This window comes from Microbacterium radiodurans (genome assembly GCF_008710705.1).
In the GTDB taxonomy this organism is placed as follows: domain Bacteria; phylum Actinomycetota; class Actinomycetes; order Actinomycetales; family Microbacteriaceae; genus Microbacterium; species Microbacterium radiodurans.
On the sequence record NZ_VYRZ01000005.1, the window covers coordinates 64,204 to 84,650 of the forward strand.

At 69.8% G+C, this 20,447-nt stretch carries 14 protein-coding genes; 10 read left to right on the forward strand and 4 right to left on the reverse strand.

What is annotated here, in order from left to right; all coding sequences use genetic code 11:
• The first annotated feature begins 50 nt into the window (after positions 1-50).
• Together F6B42_RS14685 and F6B42_RS14690 are read left to right on the forward strand one after the other, a co-directional pair.
• Positions 51-761, forward strand: coding sequence for a response regulator transcription factor (locus F6B42_RS14685; protein WP_150420497.1), 711 nt, complete (start codon positions 51-53; stop codon positions 759-761).
• The gene (locus tag F6B42_RS14690) at positions 758-2,239 is read left to right on the forward strand and encodes a sensor histidine kinase (protein WP_150420498.1); all 1,482 of its coding nucleotides are present in this window, start codon (positions 758-760) and stop codon (positions 2,237-2,239) included. Before F6B42_RS14685 ends, F6B42_RS14690 begins: the two co-directional genes overlap by 4 nt.
• On the opposite strand, the gene F6B42_RS14695 is transcribed toward F6B42_RS14690, so the two are convergent.
• From F6B42_RS14695 to F6B42_RS14705, 3 genes are read right to left on the reverse strand one after another with little or no spacing between them, the layout of a single operon-like run.
• Complete coding sequence (locus F6B42_RS14695) at positions 2,212-3,618, reverse strand: ABC transporter substrate-binding protein (RefSeq protein ID WP_223878549.1); 1,407 nt, start codon at positions 3,616-3,618, stop codon at positions 2,212-2,214. The genes F6B42_RS14690 and F6B42_RS14695 overlap by 28 nt on opposite strands.
• A complete protein-coding gene (locus tag F6B42_RS14700; RefSeq protein ID WP_150420499.1) occupies positions 3,615-4,478 on the reverse strand; it encodes a carbohydrate ABC transporter permease in 864 nt (287 codons plus the stop codon). The genes F6B42_RS14695 and F6B42_RS14700 overlap by 4 nt, the downstream gene beginning before the upstream one ends.
• Positions 4,478-5,398 carry a carbohydrate ABC transporter permease gene (locus F6B42_RS14705; protein ID WP_150420515.1) on the reverse strand — a complete coding sequence of 307 codons (921 nt, stop codon included), beginning with the start codon at positions 5,396-5,398 and terminating at the stop codon, positions 4,478-4,480. Before F6B42_RS14705 ends, F6B42_RS14700 begins: the two co-directional genes overlap by 1 nt.
• Positions 5,399-5,653: 255 nt before the next feature.
• Here F6B42_RS14705 and F6B42_RS14710 point away from each other — a divergent pair, with 255 nt between their 5' ends.
• The 8 genes from F6B42_RS14710 to F6B42_RS14745 all read left to right on the forward strand — a co-directional run bounded on the left by F6B42_RS14710 (position 5,654) and on the right by F6B42_RS14745 (position 12,484).
• The gene (locus tag F6B42_RS14710) at positions 5,654-6,400 is read left to right on the forward strand and encodes a cohesin domain-containing protein (protein ID WP_150420500.1); all 747 of its coding nucleotides are present in this window, start codon (positions 5,654-5,656) and stop codon (positions 6,398-6,400) included.
• Complete coding sequence (locus F6B42_RS14715) at positions 6,397-8,241, forward strand: amidase family protein (RefSeq protein ID WP_150420501.1); 1,845 nt, start codon at positions 6,397-6,399, stop codon at positions 8,239-8,241. Before F6B42_RS14710 ends, F6B42_RS14715 begins: the two co-directional genes overlap by 4 nt.
• A gap of 77 nt (positions 8,242-8,318) precedes the next feature.
• Positions 8,319-8,600 (forward strand): ArsR/SmtB family transcription factor, encoded by a 282-nt coding sequence (locus tag F6B42_RS14720; RefSeq protein ID WP_150420502.1) that lies wholly within the window; start codon positions 8,319-8,321, stop codon positions 8,598-8,600.
• 84 nt (positions 8,601-8,684) lie between these two features.
• Positions 8,685-8,840: a zinc transporter permease gene (locus F6B42_RS14725; RefSeq protein ID WP_150420503.1), complete on the forward strand. Its 156-nt coding sequence runs from the start codon at positions 8,685-8,687 to the stop codon at positions 8,838-8,840.
• Between the two features lie 110 nt (positions 8,841-8,950).
• On the forward strand, positions 8,951-10,261 hold the full coding sequence (locus tag F6B42_RS14730) for a UDP-glucose dehydrogenase family protein (RefSeq protein WP_150420504.1): 1,311 nt from the start codon (positions 8,951-8,953) through the stop codon (positions 10,259-10,261).
• Between the two features lie 105 nt (positions 10,262-10,366).
• Positions 10,367-11,392, forward strand: coding sequence for a hypothetical protein (locus F6B42_RS14735; protein WP_150420505.1), 1,026 nt, complete (start codon positions 10,367-10,369; stop codon positions 11,390-11,392).
• Positions 11,382-12,185, forward strand: coding sequence for a hypothetical protein (locus F6B42_RS14740; RefSeq protein ID WP_150420506.1), 804 nt, complete (start codon positions 11,382-11,384; stop codon positions 12,183-12,185). Before F6B42_RS14735 ends, F6B42_RS14740 begins: the two co-directional genes overlap by 11 nt.
• A gap of 83 nt (positions 12,186-12,268) precedes the next feature.
• Positions 12,269-12,484 carry a three-helix bundle dimerization domain-containing protein gene (locus tag F6B42_RS14745; protein WP_150420507.1) on the forward strand — a complete coding sequence of 72 codons (216 nt, stop codon included), beginning with the start codon at positions 12,269-12,271 and terminating at the stop codon, positions 12,482-12,484.
• 83 nt (positions 12,485-12,567) lie between these two features.
• Here the strand turns inward: F6B42_RS14745 and F6B42_RS14750 are convergent.
• The coding region (locus tag F6B42_RS14750; protein WP_150420508.1) for a malectin domain-containing carbohydrate-binding protein at positions 12,568-20,447 on the reverse strand (7,880 nt) is incomplete at its 5' end.

A 20,447-nucleotide genomic window follows, 5' to 3' on the forward strand; every position in this document is an offset into this window, starting at 1 on the left:
CCGCCGGGCGCGTCGACGACGCCGTCGCCCCGAACGCGGGACAGTAGAGCATGGCCACCCTTCTCCGCCCCGACGGATCCCCCGTCCGCGCCCTGGTCGTCGACGACGAGGCGAACCTCGCCGAGCTGCTGCGCATGGCGCTCGGCAACGAGGGCTGGGACGTGCGCACCGCCGCCGACGGGCCGGGCGCTCTCGCCGCCATCCGCGAGTTCGGGCCCGACATCCTCGTGCTCGACGTCATGATGCCGGGGCTCGACGGCGTCGAGCTGCTCCGCCGCATCCGGGCGAGCGGCAACGATGCCCCCGCGCTGTTCCTCACCGCGAAGGACGCCGTCGAGGACCGCATCGCCGGCATCGCCGCGGGCGGAGACGACTACGTCACCAAGCCGTTCAACCTCGACGAGGTCGTGCTGCGCCTGCGCGGGATGGCCCGGCGCCACGTCGCCGTGCCCGCCGACGACGATGCCCGGCTCCGCGTGGGCGACCTGACGCTCGACGAGGACACCTACGAGGTCGATCGCGGCGGCATCCCGATCAAGCTCACCGCGAAGGAGTTCGAGCTGCTGCGCTACCTCATGCAGAACCCGCGCCGCGTGCTGAGCAAGGCGCAGATCCTCGAGCGCGTCTGGGACTACGACTTCGGCGGCACCGCGAGCGTCGTCGAGATCTACATCTCCTACCTCCGGAAGAAGATCGACACTCTCGGCGATCCGATGATCCACACGGTTCGCGGGGTCGGCTACACGATCAAGCCGGCATGAGCACGCGTGCCCGCCGGCGCTGGACCCTCCGGCGCACCCTCGTCGTCGGCACGAGCGCCCTCGTCGCCGCCGCGCTGATCGCCATGAGCGCCGCGACCGTTCTCGCGCTGCGCTCGTTCGTCGTCGACCGCCTCGACGAGCAGGTGCTGGGGGGCCTGTCGGTCTCGCTCCGCCCCTTCCCCGGCGACGACCGATTCACGAATGGTCAGCCGCCCGGGGCGCCCGCGCCCCGCATCGGAACGCTCCAGGTCACCCTCGACGACACCGGAGCCGCGACGAGCTCGAGCTACACGCAGGCCGATGGCACCGAGATCTCCCTGTCGGACGAGCAGGTCGCAGCTCTTTCCGACGCGACCGAGGCGGACCGGGTCCCCACGACCGTCGAGCTCGGCGGTGACTTCGGCACCGATCTCGGCTCGTTCCGCGTCGCGGCGGCGCCGACGACCGACGGCGGGCGGGTCATCGCCGGGAGCTCCCTCGCCGATGTCGAGGCCACGACGTCGGCCCTGCTGGTGATCCTGGCGATCGTCGCGAGCCTCACGCTGCTCGCCGCCGTGACCGGCCTGACGCTGCTCGTGCGCCGGAATCTCCGACCGCTCGCCCGTGTCGCCGACGTGGCCGAGCACGTCTCGGCGCTGCCTCTCGCCGACGGCGAGACCGCCATCTCCGAGCGCGTCGCGCAGCGCGACACCGATCCCGACACCGAGGTCGGCCGCGTCGGCACGTCGCTGAACGGCCTGCTCCGACACGTCGAGACGGCGCTGTCGGTCCGCCGGGAGAGCGAAGACCGACTCCGACGCTTCGTCGCCGACGCGAGCCACGAGCTCCGCACGCCGCTCGCGAGCATCCGCGGCTACGCCCAGCTCTCGCGCGGTGAGGGCGCCCCCATGACTCCGACGCAGGCACGGTCGCTCGATCGCATCGAGTCCGAGGCGGTGCGCATGGCGGCGCTCGTCGACGACCTGCTGCTGCTGGCACGGCTGGATGCCGGGCAGCGCCTCCGCGACGAGGAGGTCGAGCTGACTCTTCTCGCCGTCGACGCGGTGAGCGATGCGCACGCGGCCGATCCCGATCGCGAATGGCGACTCGAGGTCGACGAAAAGCTGGTGACGGTGCGCGGCGACGGCAACCGCATCCGTCAGGTGATCGCGAACCTCCTGCGAAACGCCCAGGCGCACACGCCGCCGGGCACCGTCGTCACGGTCTCCCTCGACAGCGACGCCACCGACGCCGTGCTCCGCGTGAGCGACACCGGACCGGGCATCGACGAGAGCATCGCGTCGACGCTGTTCGACCGCTTCACCCGTGGCGACGACGCGCGGAACCGGGATGCCGGCAGCACGGGCCTCGGGCTGTCGATCGCCCGCGCGATCGTCGACGCCCACGGCGGGTCGATCACCGCCCGGAGCACCCCCGGCGACACGACCTTCACGGTGCGGCTGCCGCTGCGTCAGCCGTTCGCGGTCGCGTTGTCGTAGGCGCGCATCGCGGCGCCCTGCGCATCGGCGAGCGCCTCCTCGGCTGTCTTGTCGCCCAGCAGCGCCGCGGTGACGGCGTTGTTGAGCTCGTTCTGGATGTCCTGTCCGGCCGGCGACGATCCGAACGAGCTGCCGTAGTCGACGACGTCGTAGTACGTGGCGACCACCTGGTCGAAGCCGGCGTCCCCGGAGGGTGTGACCCACTGCTCGCGGATGGAGCGGTCGGGTTCGGGTGAGCCGGTGAACAGACCCGTGTTCGCACCGCCGTCGGACGCGCGCGTCTCGGCCCGGGCCTCACCGGCGGCGTTCCAGGCCTCAGGGCTCGTCAGCTCCGACACCCAGGCGCACGCGGCGGCCGGGTTCTTCGCATTCATCGGGATGACGAACGCCTGACCGCCCGATACCGAGAACGGCTCACCCTCGCTGTCGCGGAACGGCACCGCCTCGATGTCGATCTCGTCGATGTAGGGCGAGAGGACGTTGGGATACCACTGGGCGTTGACCTGCGCGCCGACCTGGTCGGTCACGTACTGGTTCGCGTCGCCGAAGGTGTCGAACGCGTCGGTGAAGCTCTTCACCTGCGCGAAGCCGCCCTGCGCGTCGTTGATGCGCTGCAGCAGCTCCATGCCCGCGAGATTGCTCGGGTCATCGAGCGTCGGCACGCCGTCGTCGTCGGTGAGCTGTCCGCCCGACCCGAGGATCCACAGCGCCGACTGCCCCGTCGAGACCGGGTCGAAGCCGAGACGGGTCGGCACCCCTCCCGACGCCACGTACATCTTCTCGATCGCGCCGAGGAGGACGTCGGGCTGCGACGTGTCGATCTCGGCGGCCGTCACGCCCGCGGCATCCATCACCCGCTTGTTGAGGATGATCGCCGGCGGCTGGTAGAACTGCGGCGCGCCCCAGACCTGGTCGTCGTACCGGACGTCGTCGACGACGGATTCGTACCATCGGTCGTCGGCGTCGACCTCGCGGGCGTCGTAGCAGCTGTCGAGCGGCATGATGAGGCCCTGCGCCGCGTACTGCGTGACGTACCGGCGGTCCATCTGCACGACATCGGGCACGTCGCCGCTGGCGATGCGGGTGGTGAACTTCTGCGAGTCGAACGCCGTCGCGTCCAGCTGCACCTCGACGTCGGGCATCTGCTCGGCGGCGTAGTCGAGCCGCGCGGTGCCCACGTCGTCGGCGTTCTCGAACCCCCACGCCGCGAGGGTGCCGCTGGGGGCGGCGGTGAAGTCGACGTCCTCGGCCGAGCCGGCGTCGTCGCCGCTGCATCCCGAGAGGACGATGGCGGATGCCGCGGCCACCGCAGCCGCTCCGATGAGTCGATTGCGCATGATGTTCCTCCTGTCGTCGGCCCGCGCGAGCACGCGGGTCATCCTTTGCGTCCCTGCGTCGCGACACCCTCGATGAAGTAGCGCTGCCCGAAGGCGAAGAGGATGAGCATGGGCAGCGTGACGATGAGCGAGGCCACCATCACGTACTGGTAGTCGCCCTGACCGCCGGCGGTCGGGCTGTACTTCGTCATGGCGTAGGCGATCCCGAGCGGCGCCGTGAACTCGTCGACCGTGCCGGCGTTCAGGTAGATGAGCGCGGCCTGCAGGTTGTTCCAGCTCGCCTGGAACTCGAAGAGGAAGACGATCACGAACGACGGCACCGACAGCGGCATGGCGATGCGCCAGAACAGCCCCCAATAGCTGGCGCCGTCGATGCGCGCCGCCTCGAAGAGCTCCCGCGGCAGGCCGAGGAAGAACTGGCGCTGCAAGAAGATGTAGAACGCCGAGCCGAAGAGGTTCGCGCCCCACAGGGGCACCCACGTGCCGAGCAGCCCCGTCTCCTTCCAGATGAGGTAGACGGGGATCATCGTCACCGCGCCGGGCAGCATCATCGTCGCGAGCACGAGTCCGAACAGCAGCTTGCGGCCGGGGAACGAGAAGTACGCGAACCCGAAGGCGACGATCGAGCTCGAGATCGACACGGCGGTCGCGGCCAGCAGCGCGATCGCGACGCTGTTGAACATCCAGCTGAGCAGCGGCAGCTGGTCCCAGACCTCGGCGTAGTTCTCGGGAACGAACGTCTGCGGGATGAGACGGTTGTCGAACACCTCGCCGCGGGGCTTGAAGCTCGCCGCCAGCAGCCACGCGAACGGATAGAGGAACAGCAGCGCGAACAGCGTCGAGATCGCCGCGAGGACGACACGTCCGGCGACGGTCTTCGGGGTGCGGATCTTCGTGCCCATCACCGATCCGCCTCGTAGTAGACGAAGCGGTTGCCGAACCTCACCTGGATGACCGTGACGATCATGATGATGACGAACAGCAGCCAGGCCATGGCCGCGGCGAAGCCGAAGTTGAACTGCCGGAACGCCTGCTGGAAGAGGTAGATCGCGTAGAACAGCGACGCTTCGGGCGACGCATTGCTCTGGTCGCGCCAGAACAGCAGGTACGCCTGATCGAAGACCTGGAAGGCGGCGATCGAGAGGACGATGACGTTGAAGAACATCGCCCCCGAGATCATCGGCAGGGTGATCGAGAAGAACTTCCGCACTGGCCCTGCCCCGTCGAGGGAGGCGACCTCGTAGAGCTCGACCGGCACGTTCTTCAGCGCGGCGAGGAAGATCACCATCGTGCCGCTGACCGTCCACAGCGCCATGAGCACGATGCTCGGCTTCACCCAGTCCGGATCGACGAGCCACTGCGGTCCCTGGATGCCGAAGACCGCGAGCCCCTCGTTGATCGCGCCGGAGTTGCCGTTGAGCAGGAGGAAGAACACCGCGGCGGTCGCGACCGCGGGAGTCATCTTCGGCAGGTAGTAGAGGGTTCGGAAGACACCGGCGCCGCGCCCCATCCGGTTCAGCAGCAGGGCGAGGACGAGCGCGAACGCGATCTCGAGCGGTACCGCCATCACGGCGTAGAAGAGCGTGTTGGCGAGGGACACACCCACCCGCGGATCCTCGAACAGCTGCGCGTAGTTGGCGAACCCGATCGGCCGCGCCGAGTTGGTCGCGAGGTTGTAGCTGCTGAAGGAGATGACGAGGCTGTAGATCATCGCCCCCACCGTGAAGACGAGGAATCCGATGATCCACGGGGTCAGGAACAGGTAGCCCGCGAGCGCTTCGCGCCTGTTGTACTTCCGTCTCGGACGGGTCGTGCTGGCTATGTCGTCCTCCGGAGCTCGGGCCGCTGAATGAGCCGAAGCTAGGACCGGCGAGAAGCGGTTCCCCAGAGGCTTGACACCGAACCGCTTCTCGGGCAACACCGGGACGGCGCCGACGAAACCGGCGCGTAACGCGCCGACACCGACGGGAAACGCTCTCCTGCCAGGCTCGGCACATCCCCCGAGGACCGTGGGCTCGGAGCCCCACGAGAGCCCGCCGTCCTGAGTGCACCCGACCCAGGAAGGGGCTGCTTCCGCATGCCTGCTCGTCCATCGATCACCCTCGCGCCCGCCCTCGCCGGCGTCGTCGCGCTGACCGCGGCCCTCGCCGCGGCGCCGGCCGCCGTGGCCGCACCGCCCACCGCGACCTTCGCGATCGACGTCGCCGCCACCGCCACGGAAGGCGACCGGATCGACGTCGTCCTCACGGCCACCGACGTCGTCGACCTCTACGCCTACGACCTCGAGATCTCCGTGCCCGACGCTCTGCTCGACTACGTCGACGACTCGGCCACAGGTCCCGACGGCGGCTTCACCGCCGCACGCGAGACCGCGAGCGGCATGATCACCGTCACCCACTCGCGCCTGGGCACCTCGCCTGGCCTCGCGTCCGACTCCGCCGCGCCCCTCACGCTCGCGACGCTCTCGTTCACCGCCGAAGGCGCCGGGGCGGCCGAGATCGAGCTCCCGAGCGTCCGTCTCGTCGGCAGCGCCGGCGAGACGGCGCTGGCGACGGATGCCGCGGCCGCCGACCTCGCGATCGCCGCTCTTCCCGTCGCCGAGCCCGAACCCGAACCCGAACCCGAACCGTCGGCGAGCGCGCCCGTCGCGGGCGCCCCGGCGGCCGGATCCGGCGGTTCCACCTCCGGATCCGCAGCCGCGAGCGGATCGCTCTCGGCCACCGGCGGCGACGCGACGCCGATCGTGCTGGGCGCGGCGCTCGGTGCCGCCCTCCTCGCCGCGGGCACCGCGATCGTCCTGCGCCGTCGGGCGGTGACAGCATGAACCGCCGGCTGATCGTCCCCGCCGTCGCCGTCGGCGCGCTGCTGACCTGCGGTGTCGCCGCCCCCGCGGCCGCGGCGCCCGCCGTGGCCGCGCCCACCGTCGGCGCCGCGTTCCTCGCGCCCTACTACGCCGAGCTCGACCTCACCGGCGACGACAGGGTCACCACGGACGACCTCGCCGTCGTCGCGGCGTTCATCGGCAGCACGAGCACCGATGCCGACTGGGCGGAGGCGGCGGCGTACGACCTCGACGGGGACGGCGCGATCACGGCATCCGACATCGCCCTCGTCTCCGAGCGCGCCATCTACGACGACGGCCCGTTCGAGATCGTCGAGGCCGACGTCGTGTCGATGCAGGCCGCGATGAACGCCGGGGTCGTCACCTCGGTCGAGCTCACCCAGCAGTATCTCGACCGCATCGCCGCCTACGACCGCGCGGTGATCGAGCCCGGTGGACGGGCGCTCAACTCGATCATCACGACCGGCGACGCCGCCGCCCTCGCCGCCGCAGCCTCAGCCGACAGCGTTCGCGCCGAGAAAGGCTTGACCAGCATGCTGCTCGGTGTGCCGATCGCGGTGAAGGACAACTACAACACCGTCGACATGCCCACCACGGCCGGCTGCGGCTGCTGGAACGACAACCGCACCGCCACGGACGCGCACATGGTCGAGGGCCTTCGCGCCGACGGCGCGGTCATCCTCGCCAAGGCGAGCATGGACGAGTTCGCGATCAACCTGTCGTCGCAGTGGTCGGCCTACCAACCGGCCGGCACCGCTCTCACCGTCTCGAGCCCCTACGCGACGAACCGCAGCTCCGGCGGATCGTCGGGAGGGACGGGCGCCGCCATTGCGAGCAACCTCGCCGCGATCGGGTTCGGCACCGACACGGGCGGCTCGATCCGCATCCCGTCGACCTACAACCAGCTCGTCGGCGTGCGTCCGACGGTGGGACTCGCGAGCCGCGACGGCATCGTTCCGCTCGCGCTCTCGCAGGACACCGGCGGCCCGATGGCGCGCTCGGTCACCGACGCGGCGGTCGCTCTCGACGCTGTCGTGGGCGCCGATTCGGCGGATCCCGTGACCGCCCGCCAGGAGGGGCTCGTGCCCGCCAGCTACACCGCTTCGCTCGACGCCGACGCCCTCCGCGGCGCGCGCATCGCCGTGATCACGGGACTGCCGGCGTCGCAGAACATGGTCGGCGGCAACGCTACGACGCAGCGCCTGTTCACCGCTGCACGCGAGACGCTCGAGGCCCAGGGCGCCGAGGTCGTCGAGCTCGCGGCGCCCGACGGATTCAGCGGCATCCTGAGCGAGGGAAGCGGCAGCGCCGTCGAGTTCGGGTACGACCTGCAGGGCTACATCGACGGCTACCTGAACCCGGCGGTCACCGCCCGGAGCCTCGCGGCCATCGCGCAGTCGCCGAACATCGCGCCGAACCGCGGCGCGTCGACGTACGGGCCGCGCTCGACCGTCACCCCGCAGCAGTACGAGGACTGGGCGGGACCGGCGGGATCGCACACGCTGCAACTCGCCCGCGGAAAGCAGATCGTCACGGAGTTCCTCGAGGCGAACGACATCGACGCCATCATCTATCCCAGCGGGACGCCCTACGGCACGGTCGGCAGCAACATGCGGTTGAGCCCGAACACGGGCCTTCCGGCCGTGACGGTGCCGATGGGCCAGGCGAGCGCGACCGAGCAGATCCCCGGTGCCGGCGTGAACCTCGAGTTCCTGGGACGCGATTTCGCCGAGGGAACCCTGCTGGGTCTGGCGTTCTCGTTCGAGCAGGCGACCGGCGCACGGACGACGCCGGCGCTGTACGGCCCGCTCCCGGCGGGCTGAGCGGTCCCGTGACGCGGGTGTTCGCGCACACCCGCGTCACGGGCACCCCGTCGATGCACACCTGCTTATATGTGTCTATGGACGACAACCTGGAACCGGTCGCCGAGCTGTTCAAGGCGCTCTCGTCACCGTCGCGCCTGCGCTTGCTCCGACTGCTCGCGGACGGATCGGAGACGGTCGGTCACCTCGCGACGGCGAGCGGCCTGTCGCAGCCGCTCGTCTCGCAGCACCTCAGGACCCTCCGCTCCGCGGGCCTCGTCTCGGTGGAGCGCGCCGGGCGCGAGGCACATTACGCGATCGCCGACGAGCACGTGTCGCACATCGTCGACGACGCGGTCAAGCACGCACTCGAGACGTAACGACAATCCCTCTCAATTATCTGCATATATTGCGATGTACTTATGAATATGGTGTCCTGAAACCTCCGCATACGAGGAGGAACCATGAGCACGACCGAGACCCACGCCGAACACACCGTCGACGAGCACGCGCACGGCGCAGACTGCGGTCACGAGAGCGTCCACCACGACGACCACGTCGACTACCTGCACGACGGTCACCGTCACGCCGAGCACGGCGACCACTACGACGAGCACTGACGCCTCGCACGGGCTTCCCGTGACGCGGGCGACTGCTCGTTTACACCCGCGTCACGGGAAGTTGGTATGAAGGGGTGTCGGTCCCGTCGGGTCCGCGGGAAGAGAGCACCATGCGTTTGTCGGTCATCGGTTGCGGTTACCTCGGAGCGGTTCACGCCGCGGCGATGGCATCGATCGGTCACGAGGTCGTCGGGATCGACGTCGACGAGAACAAGATCGCCTCGCTCTCCCGCGGGGAGGCGCCGTTCTTCGAGCCCGGCCTGCAGGAGATCCTGAGCGAGGGCCTCGCGTCGGGGAATCTCACGTTCACCACCGACATGTCCGCCGCCCGCGGCGCGAAGGTCCACTTCGTCGGCGTCGGCACCCCGCAGCAGAAAGACGGATACGCCGCGGACCTGACATACGTCAACGCCGCCGTCGACGCCCTCATCCCCCACCTCGCCGAAGGCGACATCGTCGCCGGCAAATCCACCGTCCCCGTCGGCACCGCCCAGACCCTCGCCGCCCGCGTCGACCCGACCGGGGCGACGCTGGTGTGGAACCCCGAGTTCCTCCGCGAGGGCTTCGCCGTCAAAGACACCGTCGACCCCGACCGTCTCGTCGCCGGCGTTCCCACCGGTGAGCCCGGAGAACGCGCCGCCGACATCCTCCGGCAGGTCTACCACCCGTCCGTGACCAAGGGCACCCCCTTCATCGTCACCGACCTCGCCACCGCCGAACTCGTCAAAGTCGCCGCCAACGCGTTCCTGGCCACCAAGATCAGCTTCATCAACGCGATGGCAGAGATCGCCGAAGTCACCGGCGCCGACGTCACCACCCTCGCCGACGCGATCGGCCACGACGCCCGCATCGGCCGCCGCTTCCTCGGCGCCGGCATCGGCTTCGGCGGCGGCTGCCTCCCCAAAGACATCCGCGCGTTCTCCGCCCGCGCCGAAGAACTCGGCCGCGGCGAATCCGTCGCGTTCCTCCGCGAGATCGACGCGATCAACATGCGCCGCCGCGACCGCGCCGTCGACCTCACCGTCGCAGCCCTCGGCGGCTCCGTCTTCAAGAAGAACATCACCGTCCTCGGCGCCGCCTTCAAACCCCACAGCGACGACACCCGCGACTCCCCCGCCCTCGACGTCGCCGTCCGCCTCCACGGCCTCGGCGCCTGGGTCACCGTCACCGACCCCGAAGCCATCGACAACGCCCGCCGCATCCACCCCCAACTGAACTACGTCCACGACCGCGACGAAGCCCTCCGCGCCGCCGACGCCATCATCGTCGTCACCGAATGGGACCAATACCGCCGCGAACTCCACCCCGAACACGCCGCCACCCTCACCACCGGCCGCATCGTCATCGACGGCCGCAACTGCCTCGACGCCACCGCCTGGCGCAACGCCGGCTGGGACTACCACGGCATGGGACGCCCCTGACACAGCCCCCGAACCCTGTTCGGGAATGTTCGGAAACGGCGTTCCCGGCCACCGCGGCGCTTCGACCCGCTTGAATCGGGACACCCGAATCCTGGAGCGTCCGTGGTGGAAGAACCTCAAGAGTCCGGCGCGCTCGCGCGCGTCAAGCCCGCCGTGTGGGTGGTCGCGGGGGTTCTCGCGACCGTGATCGGCGCGGCGAGCGTCGTCGTTCCCTGGATCGCGTCGTCGTCGCAGCGCACGACCGCCGCCGATTCCCTCGTCGTCGATCCGCCGGCCGCCGAGCCGACCGGCCTGCCGTCGTCGCAGCCCCTCGCCGCAGCCCCCGAGGCCCTCATCGGCCTCGAGGCGGCGAGCGCCGACCAGTCGTTCCCGACCGATGCCCACAGCCAGCAGAGCTTCGCGATTCCCGCGGACGCACCCTGGCAGAGCTTCCCCGATGACGGCCCGCAGTCGGGCGAGGCCGGCATGTTCGGCTGCAGCCAGGCGCAGATGGACTGGCTCGGCCAGCACGATGTGGTCGCGGACGACGTCGCGGGCCTCCTCGACCTGACGAACTCCGCCACGACCGGTGGTGCGCTGTCGATCCGCTCGGTCCGCGCCGAAGGCGCGTTCGCGCCGCAGGACCCGGCGCGCATCGTCGTCGAATGCGAAGGGTTCGGTTCCGGCGCCGGCGACGACTACACCGTGATCCAGGTGATGCTCGGCAGCGATGCGCCCGCGACGGTGATCGCGAGCTCGGTGCTGCCGGTCGGCACGATCTTCGTGCGCGACCTCGCCCCGGGCGAGATCGGACAGGTCATCCTGAGCCTGTCGACCACCGACCCGACCCAGGACTTCACGGGCCGCATCGTCGCCGACGTCGTCGCCGGAGAAGACGAGGCGACCGTGACATTGGGCGAGGGGATGCTGTGGCGTTCCGCGTCGGCGATCCGCTCCGGCATGATCATCGTCGGCGGCCAGGACGGTGTCATCCGCTGCGCCGGCATCGACGTCGATCCGTCGGCGCCCCTGTTCGAGGACAGCGGCTGGGGTCCGTCGTCGACGATGCGAACCCCCTGGGGTGCCGATGCGCCGGCGTGCGCGCCGACCGACATCGCCGGCTGGGTGCGGGAGCTGCCGCGTGCCTACTGACGCCGCCCCGCGCAAGCGCTGGTCGCTGCTCGGTCGGGTCTGGGCCGGTTTCGGCGCTGCGGTCGGCGTCATCGGCGCGGTGACGGGGGTCATCGGCATCCTTCCGATCCTCACGGCGACCGAGTCCGGCGCGGACTCGCTCACCCTGACGGCGACGCCCTACCCCGCCTCGGTGAGCGAGTGGGCCCTCCCTCTCGACGCCGATCGGTCGACGTACCCGAACGACCCCGACCCCGCCTGCACGGCCGAGCGACAGGAGTGGCTGGCGGCCCGTGCGCAGCCGATCCGTCGCACCGTCCTGTTCGATCTGCGCAACACGGCGACGAGCGGCCCGATGGTCGGCGTGACCGACGTGCGGATCGACGGCGAGCGTTTCCCGCACCGCTCCGAGGCGATCCTCGTCGTGTGCGACAGTGAGCCGAAGCCGCCCGTGCCGATGGCGGCCGCCCGGCTCGACGCGAGCTCCACCGGGGGTGTCGCCGTGTTCTCCGCCGAGAACTACGGCATCCAGCAGGCGGGCCTTCCCGACATGCCCGTGACGTGGAACCTCGCTCCGGGCGAGACGGGACTCGTCGTCCTGCGCATCGGCTCGTCGGTGGCCTACGAGGGAACCCTCACCGCATCGGTCGTCGAGAGCGGCCGATCCGCGCCGGTCACCATCTCGGTCGGCGAAGCCGAGCGCCTGTCGGCACCCGCACTGCGGGCCGAGGGCGAGGTATACCTCCGCGCGGGGTCGGAGCTGGTCTGCGTCGACGAGCGCGTGGCACCCGGCGAGGACTCCGGCTGCCCGTGAGCGTACGCCCGGCGCATGATCGCACGAACAGGACGACGAGGCGAACCCTTTCGCGGCAGTGACCCTCGACCGAGGATGTCCGCATGGACAAGCCTGTGAAAGAGTTCGACGCCGCCGAGCTGACCGAGGAGGTCGCAGGTCGCGTTCAGCAGCGCATGCCGGATGTCGACAGCGACCTCATCCGTCGCGAGGCCGCCATCTCGGTGGAGAGCCACGCAGACGCGCATGTCGTCGACTTCGTCGGCATCATCGCCGAGCGCGAGACCCGTGAGCGTCTGAACGGCATCGCCGAGGAGTGACCCCGATCCGACCGAAGAAAGACGCCCGCCCGCCGGTCGCACGGGGGAGCATGCGACGGCGGGCGGACGGGTTCGGGTGAGGCTCAGGGAACCCTGATCACCTCGATGGCCGAGACCTTCGGCTGGTCGACGGTGGCGCTGAAGGCGATGTTCAGCGTGCCGTCCGTCACCGCGATGGTGCGGGTCTCGGTGTAGGCGGTCATCGGCGCGACCTTGGAGTTCAGATCGAGGTTCACGACCTCGACCGGTCCTCCTTCGAGGTTCACCGAGAACACGCGCTTGCCGGTGCCTCCGGCGCCTCCGCCGGTGGCGCCGTGGTAGATCTCCGCGAAGTGCAGGATCACCTGGTAGTTGCCGGATGTCGGCACCGGGATGTTGTAGCTGAACGAGCCCTGCGCCGTGGTCGAGCTGCGCTCGCTCAGGTACAGCGCGTCGTTGTTCGTCCCGGCGATCTGCGTGACCTGCGTGTTGCTGTAGGTCTTGCCGCCCGAGAAGAACGCGTCGGCCTGCCAGGCGACTCCGCCGATCGTGAGTGCTCCACCGCCCGCATTGATGCGGATCGGAGCCATCACGATCGCCGACGTGTCGACTCCCGTCGACCCGCTGGCCGTGACGTTGCCCGTCGCGTCGACCGCCACGACCCGGTAGAAGGTCGTCGCAGCGGGCGCTGCCGTCGTGTCACGGAAGGCGAGGCCCGTCACGAGCCCGCCGCCGCTGACCACCGAGTAGGTGCCGCCGGCCGTGGCCGACCGCTCCACCCGGTACCCGATGACGTCGGTCGCGCTCGATGCCGTCCAGGCGAGGTCGACACCCGTCGCGTTCGCCGTTCCGGTGGGAGCCCCCGCCGCGGCCGGAGCCGTCGCGTCGGGCGTCACCGGCAGCACGTTCGTCACGAGGTAGACGTTGTCCTGGTAGTCGCAGTTCGTCGCACCATTGCCGCAGCCGCCGGATGCGGTGGGGCCGCCGCCCGAGCTGACGTAGTCGTGGCCGAGGAACCAGGCGCCCGGGACGATCTTGCCCGCGGCATCCTTCACCGGCCAGGTCTTCACCGCCATGTAATCGGTGCGGCTGGTCAGCTTGCCGTTGACGCCGAGGGCGAAGTTCGCCGAGTTCGGCACCCCGTTGATCGCCGTGAGGGCCCCCGAGCCGGTCTTCGGCCAGATCGCCTGCGCGTCGAGCCCGGTCATCGAGGCCGACAGATTGCCGACCGTGAAGGTCTCGGTGCCGCCCTGGCCGTGGAAGGCTGCGAGCTGCACGGCCTGCACGGGCTTGGTGGTGTCCAGACGCTTCCACAGCGCCGAGCGGTACTCCTCGCCGTCGAGCGGCGCTCCCGGCAGCTCCGACCCGTTGCCGAGCCCCAGCGCCGCCGTCCCGGAGGTCGTCGTGCTGTTGAAGAGCTGGAAGATCTGCTCGAGCGACAGCTCGCTGCCTCCCTCGGGAGCGGTCATGTACCCGCCCCGCAGCTGCAGGGTCCGCGTCGCGGCGGTCGTGTCGCTCGAGGCGATGGTGACCGTGGCGGTGCGAACGCCCTTGCTGCCGGAGTTTGCGATGAACTTCACCGAGATCGGCTGCGAGGCGCCGGGGGCGATGAGCAGCGGCAGGGTCGGCGGCGTCACGAGCTCGAACTGCCCGGCCTGGGCACCGCCGAGGCTCAGCGACGTGATGCGCAGGTCCTTCGTGCCGGTGTTCGAGATGCTCACCGTCGCCGTGTCGTAGGTGCGGTACAGCAGCGCACCGTCGGCGTTCGTCGTGCCGCTGTTCATGCGGTGCAGCACCACGACGTCGTCCGAGAGGCCCGCCAGCGGCGTCCCGTCTGCCTGACGCGGCAGCTGCGTGTTCGTCAGCTTCAGCGTGCCGCCGATGTTGAGCACCGTCAGCTCGACCGTCCGGGTCGTCGTGCGCCCGGCCGAGTCGGTCGCGACGAAGACGAGCACGTACTCGCCGGCGGTCGTCAGGCTGATCGGTGCGCCGTACGGGGTCGCCGCCCCGCCGTTGACCGAGTAGGTCAGCGACGAGATGGTCGATCCGGATGCCGCGACCGACGATGCCGTGACCGTCGCCTCGCCGCCCTCGTACTCGTTCTGCACGGGCGAGCCGTTGACGTTCACCACGATGCTCGGAGCCGTGAGGGCCGTGCCGGTGATGGTCACCCAGTTGAGCTTGGTGTTGACCCCCGTCGGGCTGAGCGAGAGCCGGCCGTCGGTGACGGTCACCTGCGCCGTGCCGGTCGTGAAGGGCGTCGCCGTCGTCGGCGTGAAGCCGCTGATCAGCGAGGTGCCCTCGGCGCTCAGTCCGTGCACCGAGTCGGTGAACTCGCCGTCGCCCACCGAGGCGGTGACGGTGTAGATGCCGTTCGCCAGGGCGCGCTCCCAGACGCCGGTCGTGCCGCCCTCGATCGCACCCCCGGTCGTGGTGGTCGCCTGCATCAGGATGAGGCCCTGGCGCGTCGGGTCGCCCGCGGGTGCGGTGCGCAGACGCGTCATGCTCGAGCGGTCGGTCGGAACGCCGCCGACGATCCAGCCCGCGCCGACCGCCGCGTTGTACGCGGCTCCGGTGTCAGCCGTCCAGCCCGCGGGCACCGGCGCGGTGGCCGGGCGGAAGCTGTACCGGGCGACGCTCGTCGGGTCGGTCGGCACGAGGCCGTCGCCCGTGATCGAGACCCAGTTCACCTTGGTGTTGGTGCCGCTGTTGCTGATCGTGATGCGGCCGTCGGTCACCGTCACGGTGCGCTTACCGGTCTGGAACGGGGTGGTGCCGGTGGGCACGAACCCGTTGATGATCGGCTGGCCCTCGACGAGCACACCGTGCGTCGAGTCGACGTAGTTGGCGTCGCCGACCGAGACCCCGACCTCGTAGGTGCCGTTGGGCACCGCGTACTCCCAGCTGCCGCTCGTGTACGTCGGCTGCGTCGAGTTGTCGAGGAACGAGTAGGTCTTCAGCCGCTCGTCGGTCGGGTAGGCGATGCCGGCCACGGGGGCCGTGCGGTAACGGGTCGCCACGGTGCGATCGACCGGCTGACCGGTGGCCGCGTCGATCCAGCCGTAGCCGCGCTGCGCCGAGAAGGCACCGCCGGTCTCGGCCGTCCACCCCTCGCTGAGCGGGGCCGCGGCCGGCTGGAACCGCACCTTCACCTGGGCGCCGTCGGACGGGTCGTCGCCGCCCGGGTTCGGAGCGTCCGTCGGGACGATGTCGATGAAGCCGATCTTCGTGTTGGTGCCCGACGCGATCACCGTGAGGTGTCCGTCGGTGACGGTCACCGTGGCGGTCGAGGTCTTGTGCCGCGTGTTGGAGCCGGCGGCACCGCTCGGGGTGAACGCGCTCACGACGTTCTTGCCCTCGACGTCGATCGCGTGGACCTCGGGATCGGACTGCACGCCGGGGTCGCCGACGCCGATCGTCACCGCGTAGTCGCCGTTGGGAACCTGCATCTCCCAGTACGCGTCCGTCTTCGTGCCGTTGAAGGTGCCGACGATCGACTCGGGCTGCATGTGCATGAAGCTGTCGAGTCTGCCGTCGCTCTGGCTCGTGTTGCGGTCGCGTCCGTTTCCGACGTTGGTCGTGCCGCCGACGGAGATGTCGAGGTCGTCCTCGGTGTCGACGTTCTTCCAGCCGAAGGTGAGACCGCTGCCCTGGCCGGCACCCGTCCGGGGGCCGAACGCCTGACCGTAGTCGCGCAGGTAGCCGCTCGCGAGGTCACCGGTGGCGGTGGTGAAGTCGACCTTGATGGCATCGCTTCCCGACCCGGTGTCGGTCACGGGCTTGAGGCCGGTGACGAGGAACACGTAGTCCTGGTAGTCGCCGTTGTCGGCGTCTTCGAAGGCCACGATGTAGCTGTTCGGGATCAGCACGCCGGTGCGGTTCTTCGCCGGGTAGATGCGAGCGCGGTGCGCGCTGCCGGCCGGCGAGTTCAGCCGGTCCTCGGTGAAGCCGTAGCGGTTGAAGTAGGGCGAGTAGTAGTACAGGCCGAACTCGGTCGCACCCGGGTCGAACGACATCGTCGATCCCGCCCCGGTCGGGGGCAGAAGCGACTGGTAGCCGCCGCTCTTCGTGCCGTTCATGGTGCCGAGCTGCGTGCGCTGCGCCGCCGCGCCGTCACCGGTGTACCAGCCGAAGCCGACCGAGTCCGCGGGGGCGTAGTGCGACAGCGGCTTCCAGGTGACGTTGCCCGAGCCGGACTTCACGAACAGCGGCTCCAGCACCTCGTCGCCCTTGGCGATCGGCTGCATCCCGCCGGCCAGGTTCGTCCAGCCGACGTTGATGGCGTAGCCGAGGGTGTTCACGACCTGCGCGAACGTCGGCTCGTAGCCGCCCTGGATGCCGCTCATCGCCAGGCCGTAGAGGCCCACCGTGACCGTGTTCGATCCCCCGGCGACCGTCAGCTGCGCAGATCGGTTGCCCGCCGTCGTGCCCGGGGTGAACCGGACCGTGAAGGTCGCGGAGGCTCCCGGCGCGAGCGACGAGGGCACGGTGCCCTGGATCTGGAACTCCGCGGCGTTCGACCCGCCGACGCTCACGTTGAGCGTCTGCGCCTCGGCCGACTGGTTCGTCACCGTGATCGTCTCGGAGTCGGTGCGGTGCGCCGCCGTCGAGTCGACGAGCGGGCCGTTGCTGGTGACGGCCGAGAACACGAGCTCGCTCTTGTCCACACCGACCTTCGCGGCCTGCTGATTCGCCGGCACCCGCAGCAGGTACAGCTTCTGCTGGCTGCCCGCCCGGTCGTACTGGTTCACGTAGAGGTTGCCGTTGCGGGTGTCCTCCACGACCTCGAGCGGGTCGTTGAATCCGCCGACGCCGCCGATCGTGGAGTTCGCCACGCCGGTGATGCCGACCTCGGTCTGACCGCCCAGGATCTTGCCGCTGGCGGCATCCGCCTGGAGGAAGATCAGGTCGTTGTTGTTCGAGAAGCGCACCACGACCACGCGGTTCTGCAGCTGGCCGCCGAACGTCTTGCTCTTGTACTCGATCGTGCCGTTCGGGCTCTTGTTGAACTCGAAGTCGTACGCGACGCCGCCGTAGTTCGGCTCCGCCTTCACGCCCGAGGCGTACTTCGTGCCGCCCTGGCCGGCCGAGACCGGAGGCTTGGCGGGGTCGTTGCCCTCGTGCAGCACGAACTCGCAGCGCGTCGGGTTCGGGTGGCCGTAGTACCAGCCCTTCTTGACGTCGTAGAGGTGGTCGCGCTGGGTCGGGTGGTTGCTCACGGCCGGCACGGAGGTCGGCACGTAGTCGGGGACCGTCGGGTCGGCGGCCGTCCGCGCGATGCGGGCGTTGCAGGCATCCGTGACGTTCTGCCCGTTGACCGAGCTGAACCCGGGGATGCCGGCCGCGGCGACGCGGGTGAAGGTACCGTTCGCGGCGTTGTAGGTCACACCGGGCGAGTTGCCGCCGCCGGCGGTGCCGTTGGTGGCGACGTAGATGTGGCCGTTGGAGTGGTACGTCAGGTCGTAGGCGTTCCGGATGCCGCTCGCGTAGATCTTCAGCGGCGCGTTCGCGGCGAACGGGTCGTACGGCGCGGCGGCGTTGTAGCCGTTCGCGGCGTTCTCGCCGGCGTAGCCCGACGAGGCCGTCTGCACGAGCTGGGGGTTGTCGCCCTCCGCATCCGTGATGGCTGCCTGGACCCGGGCGTTGTCCGGGTCGAAGTACAGCAGCGCCGCCGTCAGCTTCTGCTCACCGCGCTGACCCCACGAGCTGTCGAGGTCGCCGGCGGCCTGGTTCGAGCCCTGCAGCACGAGGATGTCGTCGTTCGGGCCGTAGACCATCGAGTTCGTCAGGTGGTCGGACTGCGACCGCGGCAGCCCGGTGAACACCTTCTTCTCGGTCTGCAGGTTCGGGCCCGACAGCATGCTGATGCCGCTGATGAACTGCGCCTGCTCGTTGCCGACGTTCGCCGAGGTCTTCGTGATCCACAGCTTCATGTCTCCGGCCGTGGAGCTCTTGTCCCACAGCAGGCCGATGATGGCGACACCGGCGTAGCCGAGGTTCTCCATGTTCGACAGCGTGCCGTCAGCGTTCACGGTGAAGCGGTACAGACCCTGGCCGATGGTCGAGCCGTACATCTTGCCGTCGGGACCGAAGGCGAACGAGGCCCAGTACTTGTTCACGCCCGGAAGCGTGATCTCGACCTTCTCGAACGCGACGTTCTGCAGCGGGGTGAACTCGTCACCGCCGATGATGACGCCGGCGCCGGTGGTGAACACCGAGGAGAAGGGCAGGAACGCGTTGCCGAAGAGGTCCTTGACACCCGTGCCGATCTCGAGCCGGTAGGCGGTGTTCGGGAGGAAGCCGCCGTCCGGGTAGAAGTTGATCGTGTCGTTGCCGCCCGAGCTGTTGACCGAGCCGGCGACCTCGGTGTTGTCCGACACCTTGAAGACGCGGACGTTGCCGATCATCGACGGGTTGTCGACGCCGCCGCCGGCGTGCACCTTGGCGAAGTTCGCCGCGACACCGGCCTGCGGGTCGGCGGCCAGGTCCTGGTTCTCGGGTGCGACCGTCGTGATGTGCGGCTGCTCGAAGGGGAGCCCGACGACCTCGACGTACGAGATCTTCGTGTTGAACCCGCCCAGCGCGTCGAGCGTGAGACGGCCGTCCCACACGCCGACCGTGGCGGTGTAGGTGCCGAACTCCTGCGCGGTGGTGCCCTGGAAGCGGTTCAGCGCGAGCGAGCCCTCGACGTTGATGGTGTGCTGCGAGTCATAGGCGCTCGCCCCCATCTGGTCGCCGGCGGCGACGGTGACCCGGTACAGGCCGCCCGGGAGCGCGAGCTCCCAGAGACCGTCGGTCTTCACGCCGTTCGTGCCGTTGCCGTTGTCGACGTCGGCGTACTGCATGTGCAGGATCGAGTCGAGCTTCGGGTCGATGCCCGTGCGGTTGCGGTCGCGACCGTTGCCGACGAGCGAGAGCGGGTTGCCGTCCTCGTTGTTCCAGCCGTAGGTGAGCCCGGTGCCCTGACCGGCGCTCGAGCGCGGGCCGTAGGCCTGGCCCCAGTCGGCGAGGTAGCCCGCCACCGGCACGCCGTTGGTCTCGGTGAAGTCGACCTTGATGTCGACCGTGTTCGCCGGGCGCGGGGTGTCGTACGCCTCGTTCGAGGGAGCCGACTCGTTGCCCGAGGTGTCGACGGCCGTCACCTGGTAGAAGTACGTCGTGCCGTTGTCGGCGTCGGGGTCGACCCAGGTGGTCCCCGTGACGAGCGCGTCACCCGAGGCGACGACGTCGCCCAGGAAGGCGCCCGTTTCGAGCGAGCGGTAGACCCGGTAGCCGGCGACGTCGGATGCCGCGGATGCCGTCCACGTCAGGGTGACGGTGGCGTCGCCGTTGACCGCTGCCAGGGCGGTCGGGGCGACGGGCGCCTCGGTGTCGGGCGTGCTGACGAAGACGCCGGTCGCCTCGGGCGAGGCGGGCGACTCGTTGCCCGCACCGTCGACGGCGGTCACCACGTAGTAGTAGGTGGTGTCGGCCGCGACGATGTCGACGTACTCCGCCCCGGTGAACGGGATCACGTTGCGCTTGTTCGCCGCCGTGACGGCGACGCCCGGCGTCGTCGAACGGTAGACGTTGTAGCCGACGACGTCGCTCGAGGTGCTCGCGTCCCAGCTCAGCAGCAGACGGGAGTTCTCGCCCTGGTTCGCCACGACGTCCGTCGGCGCTGCCGGCGGGGTCGTGTCGGGTGCTCCCGTGCGGACGTAGTCGAGGATCAGCTTCGCGCCGCCACCGGCCTGGAAGTACTCCACCATGACCTCGTGGGGGCCGGCAGCCAGCGGCACCGAGACCGTCTTCTGGGTCCAGCCGTCCGAACCGCCCCAGAAGGAGAACACCGACTCGCCGTCGATCAGGATCCGGACGCCGTCATCGTGGAAGAACGTGAACGTGTACGTCCCCGCACCCTCGTCGATCGTCTTCGTGAACCGAGCCGAGTAATCCGACGCCGGAACACCCGGAACCGGCGAGTCCCCACCCGCGAGCGTGCGAT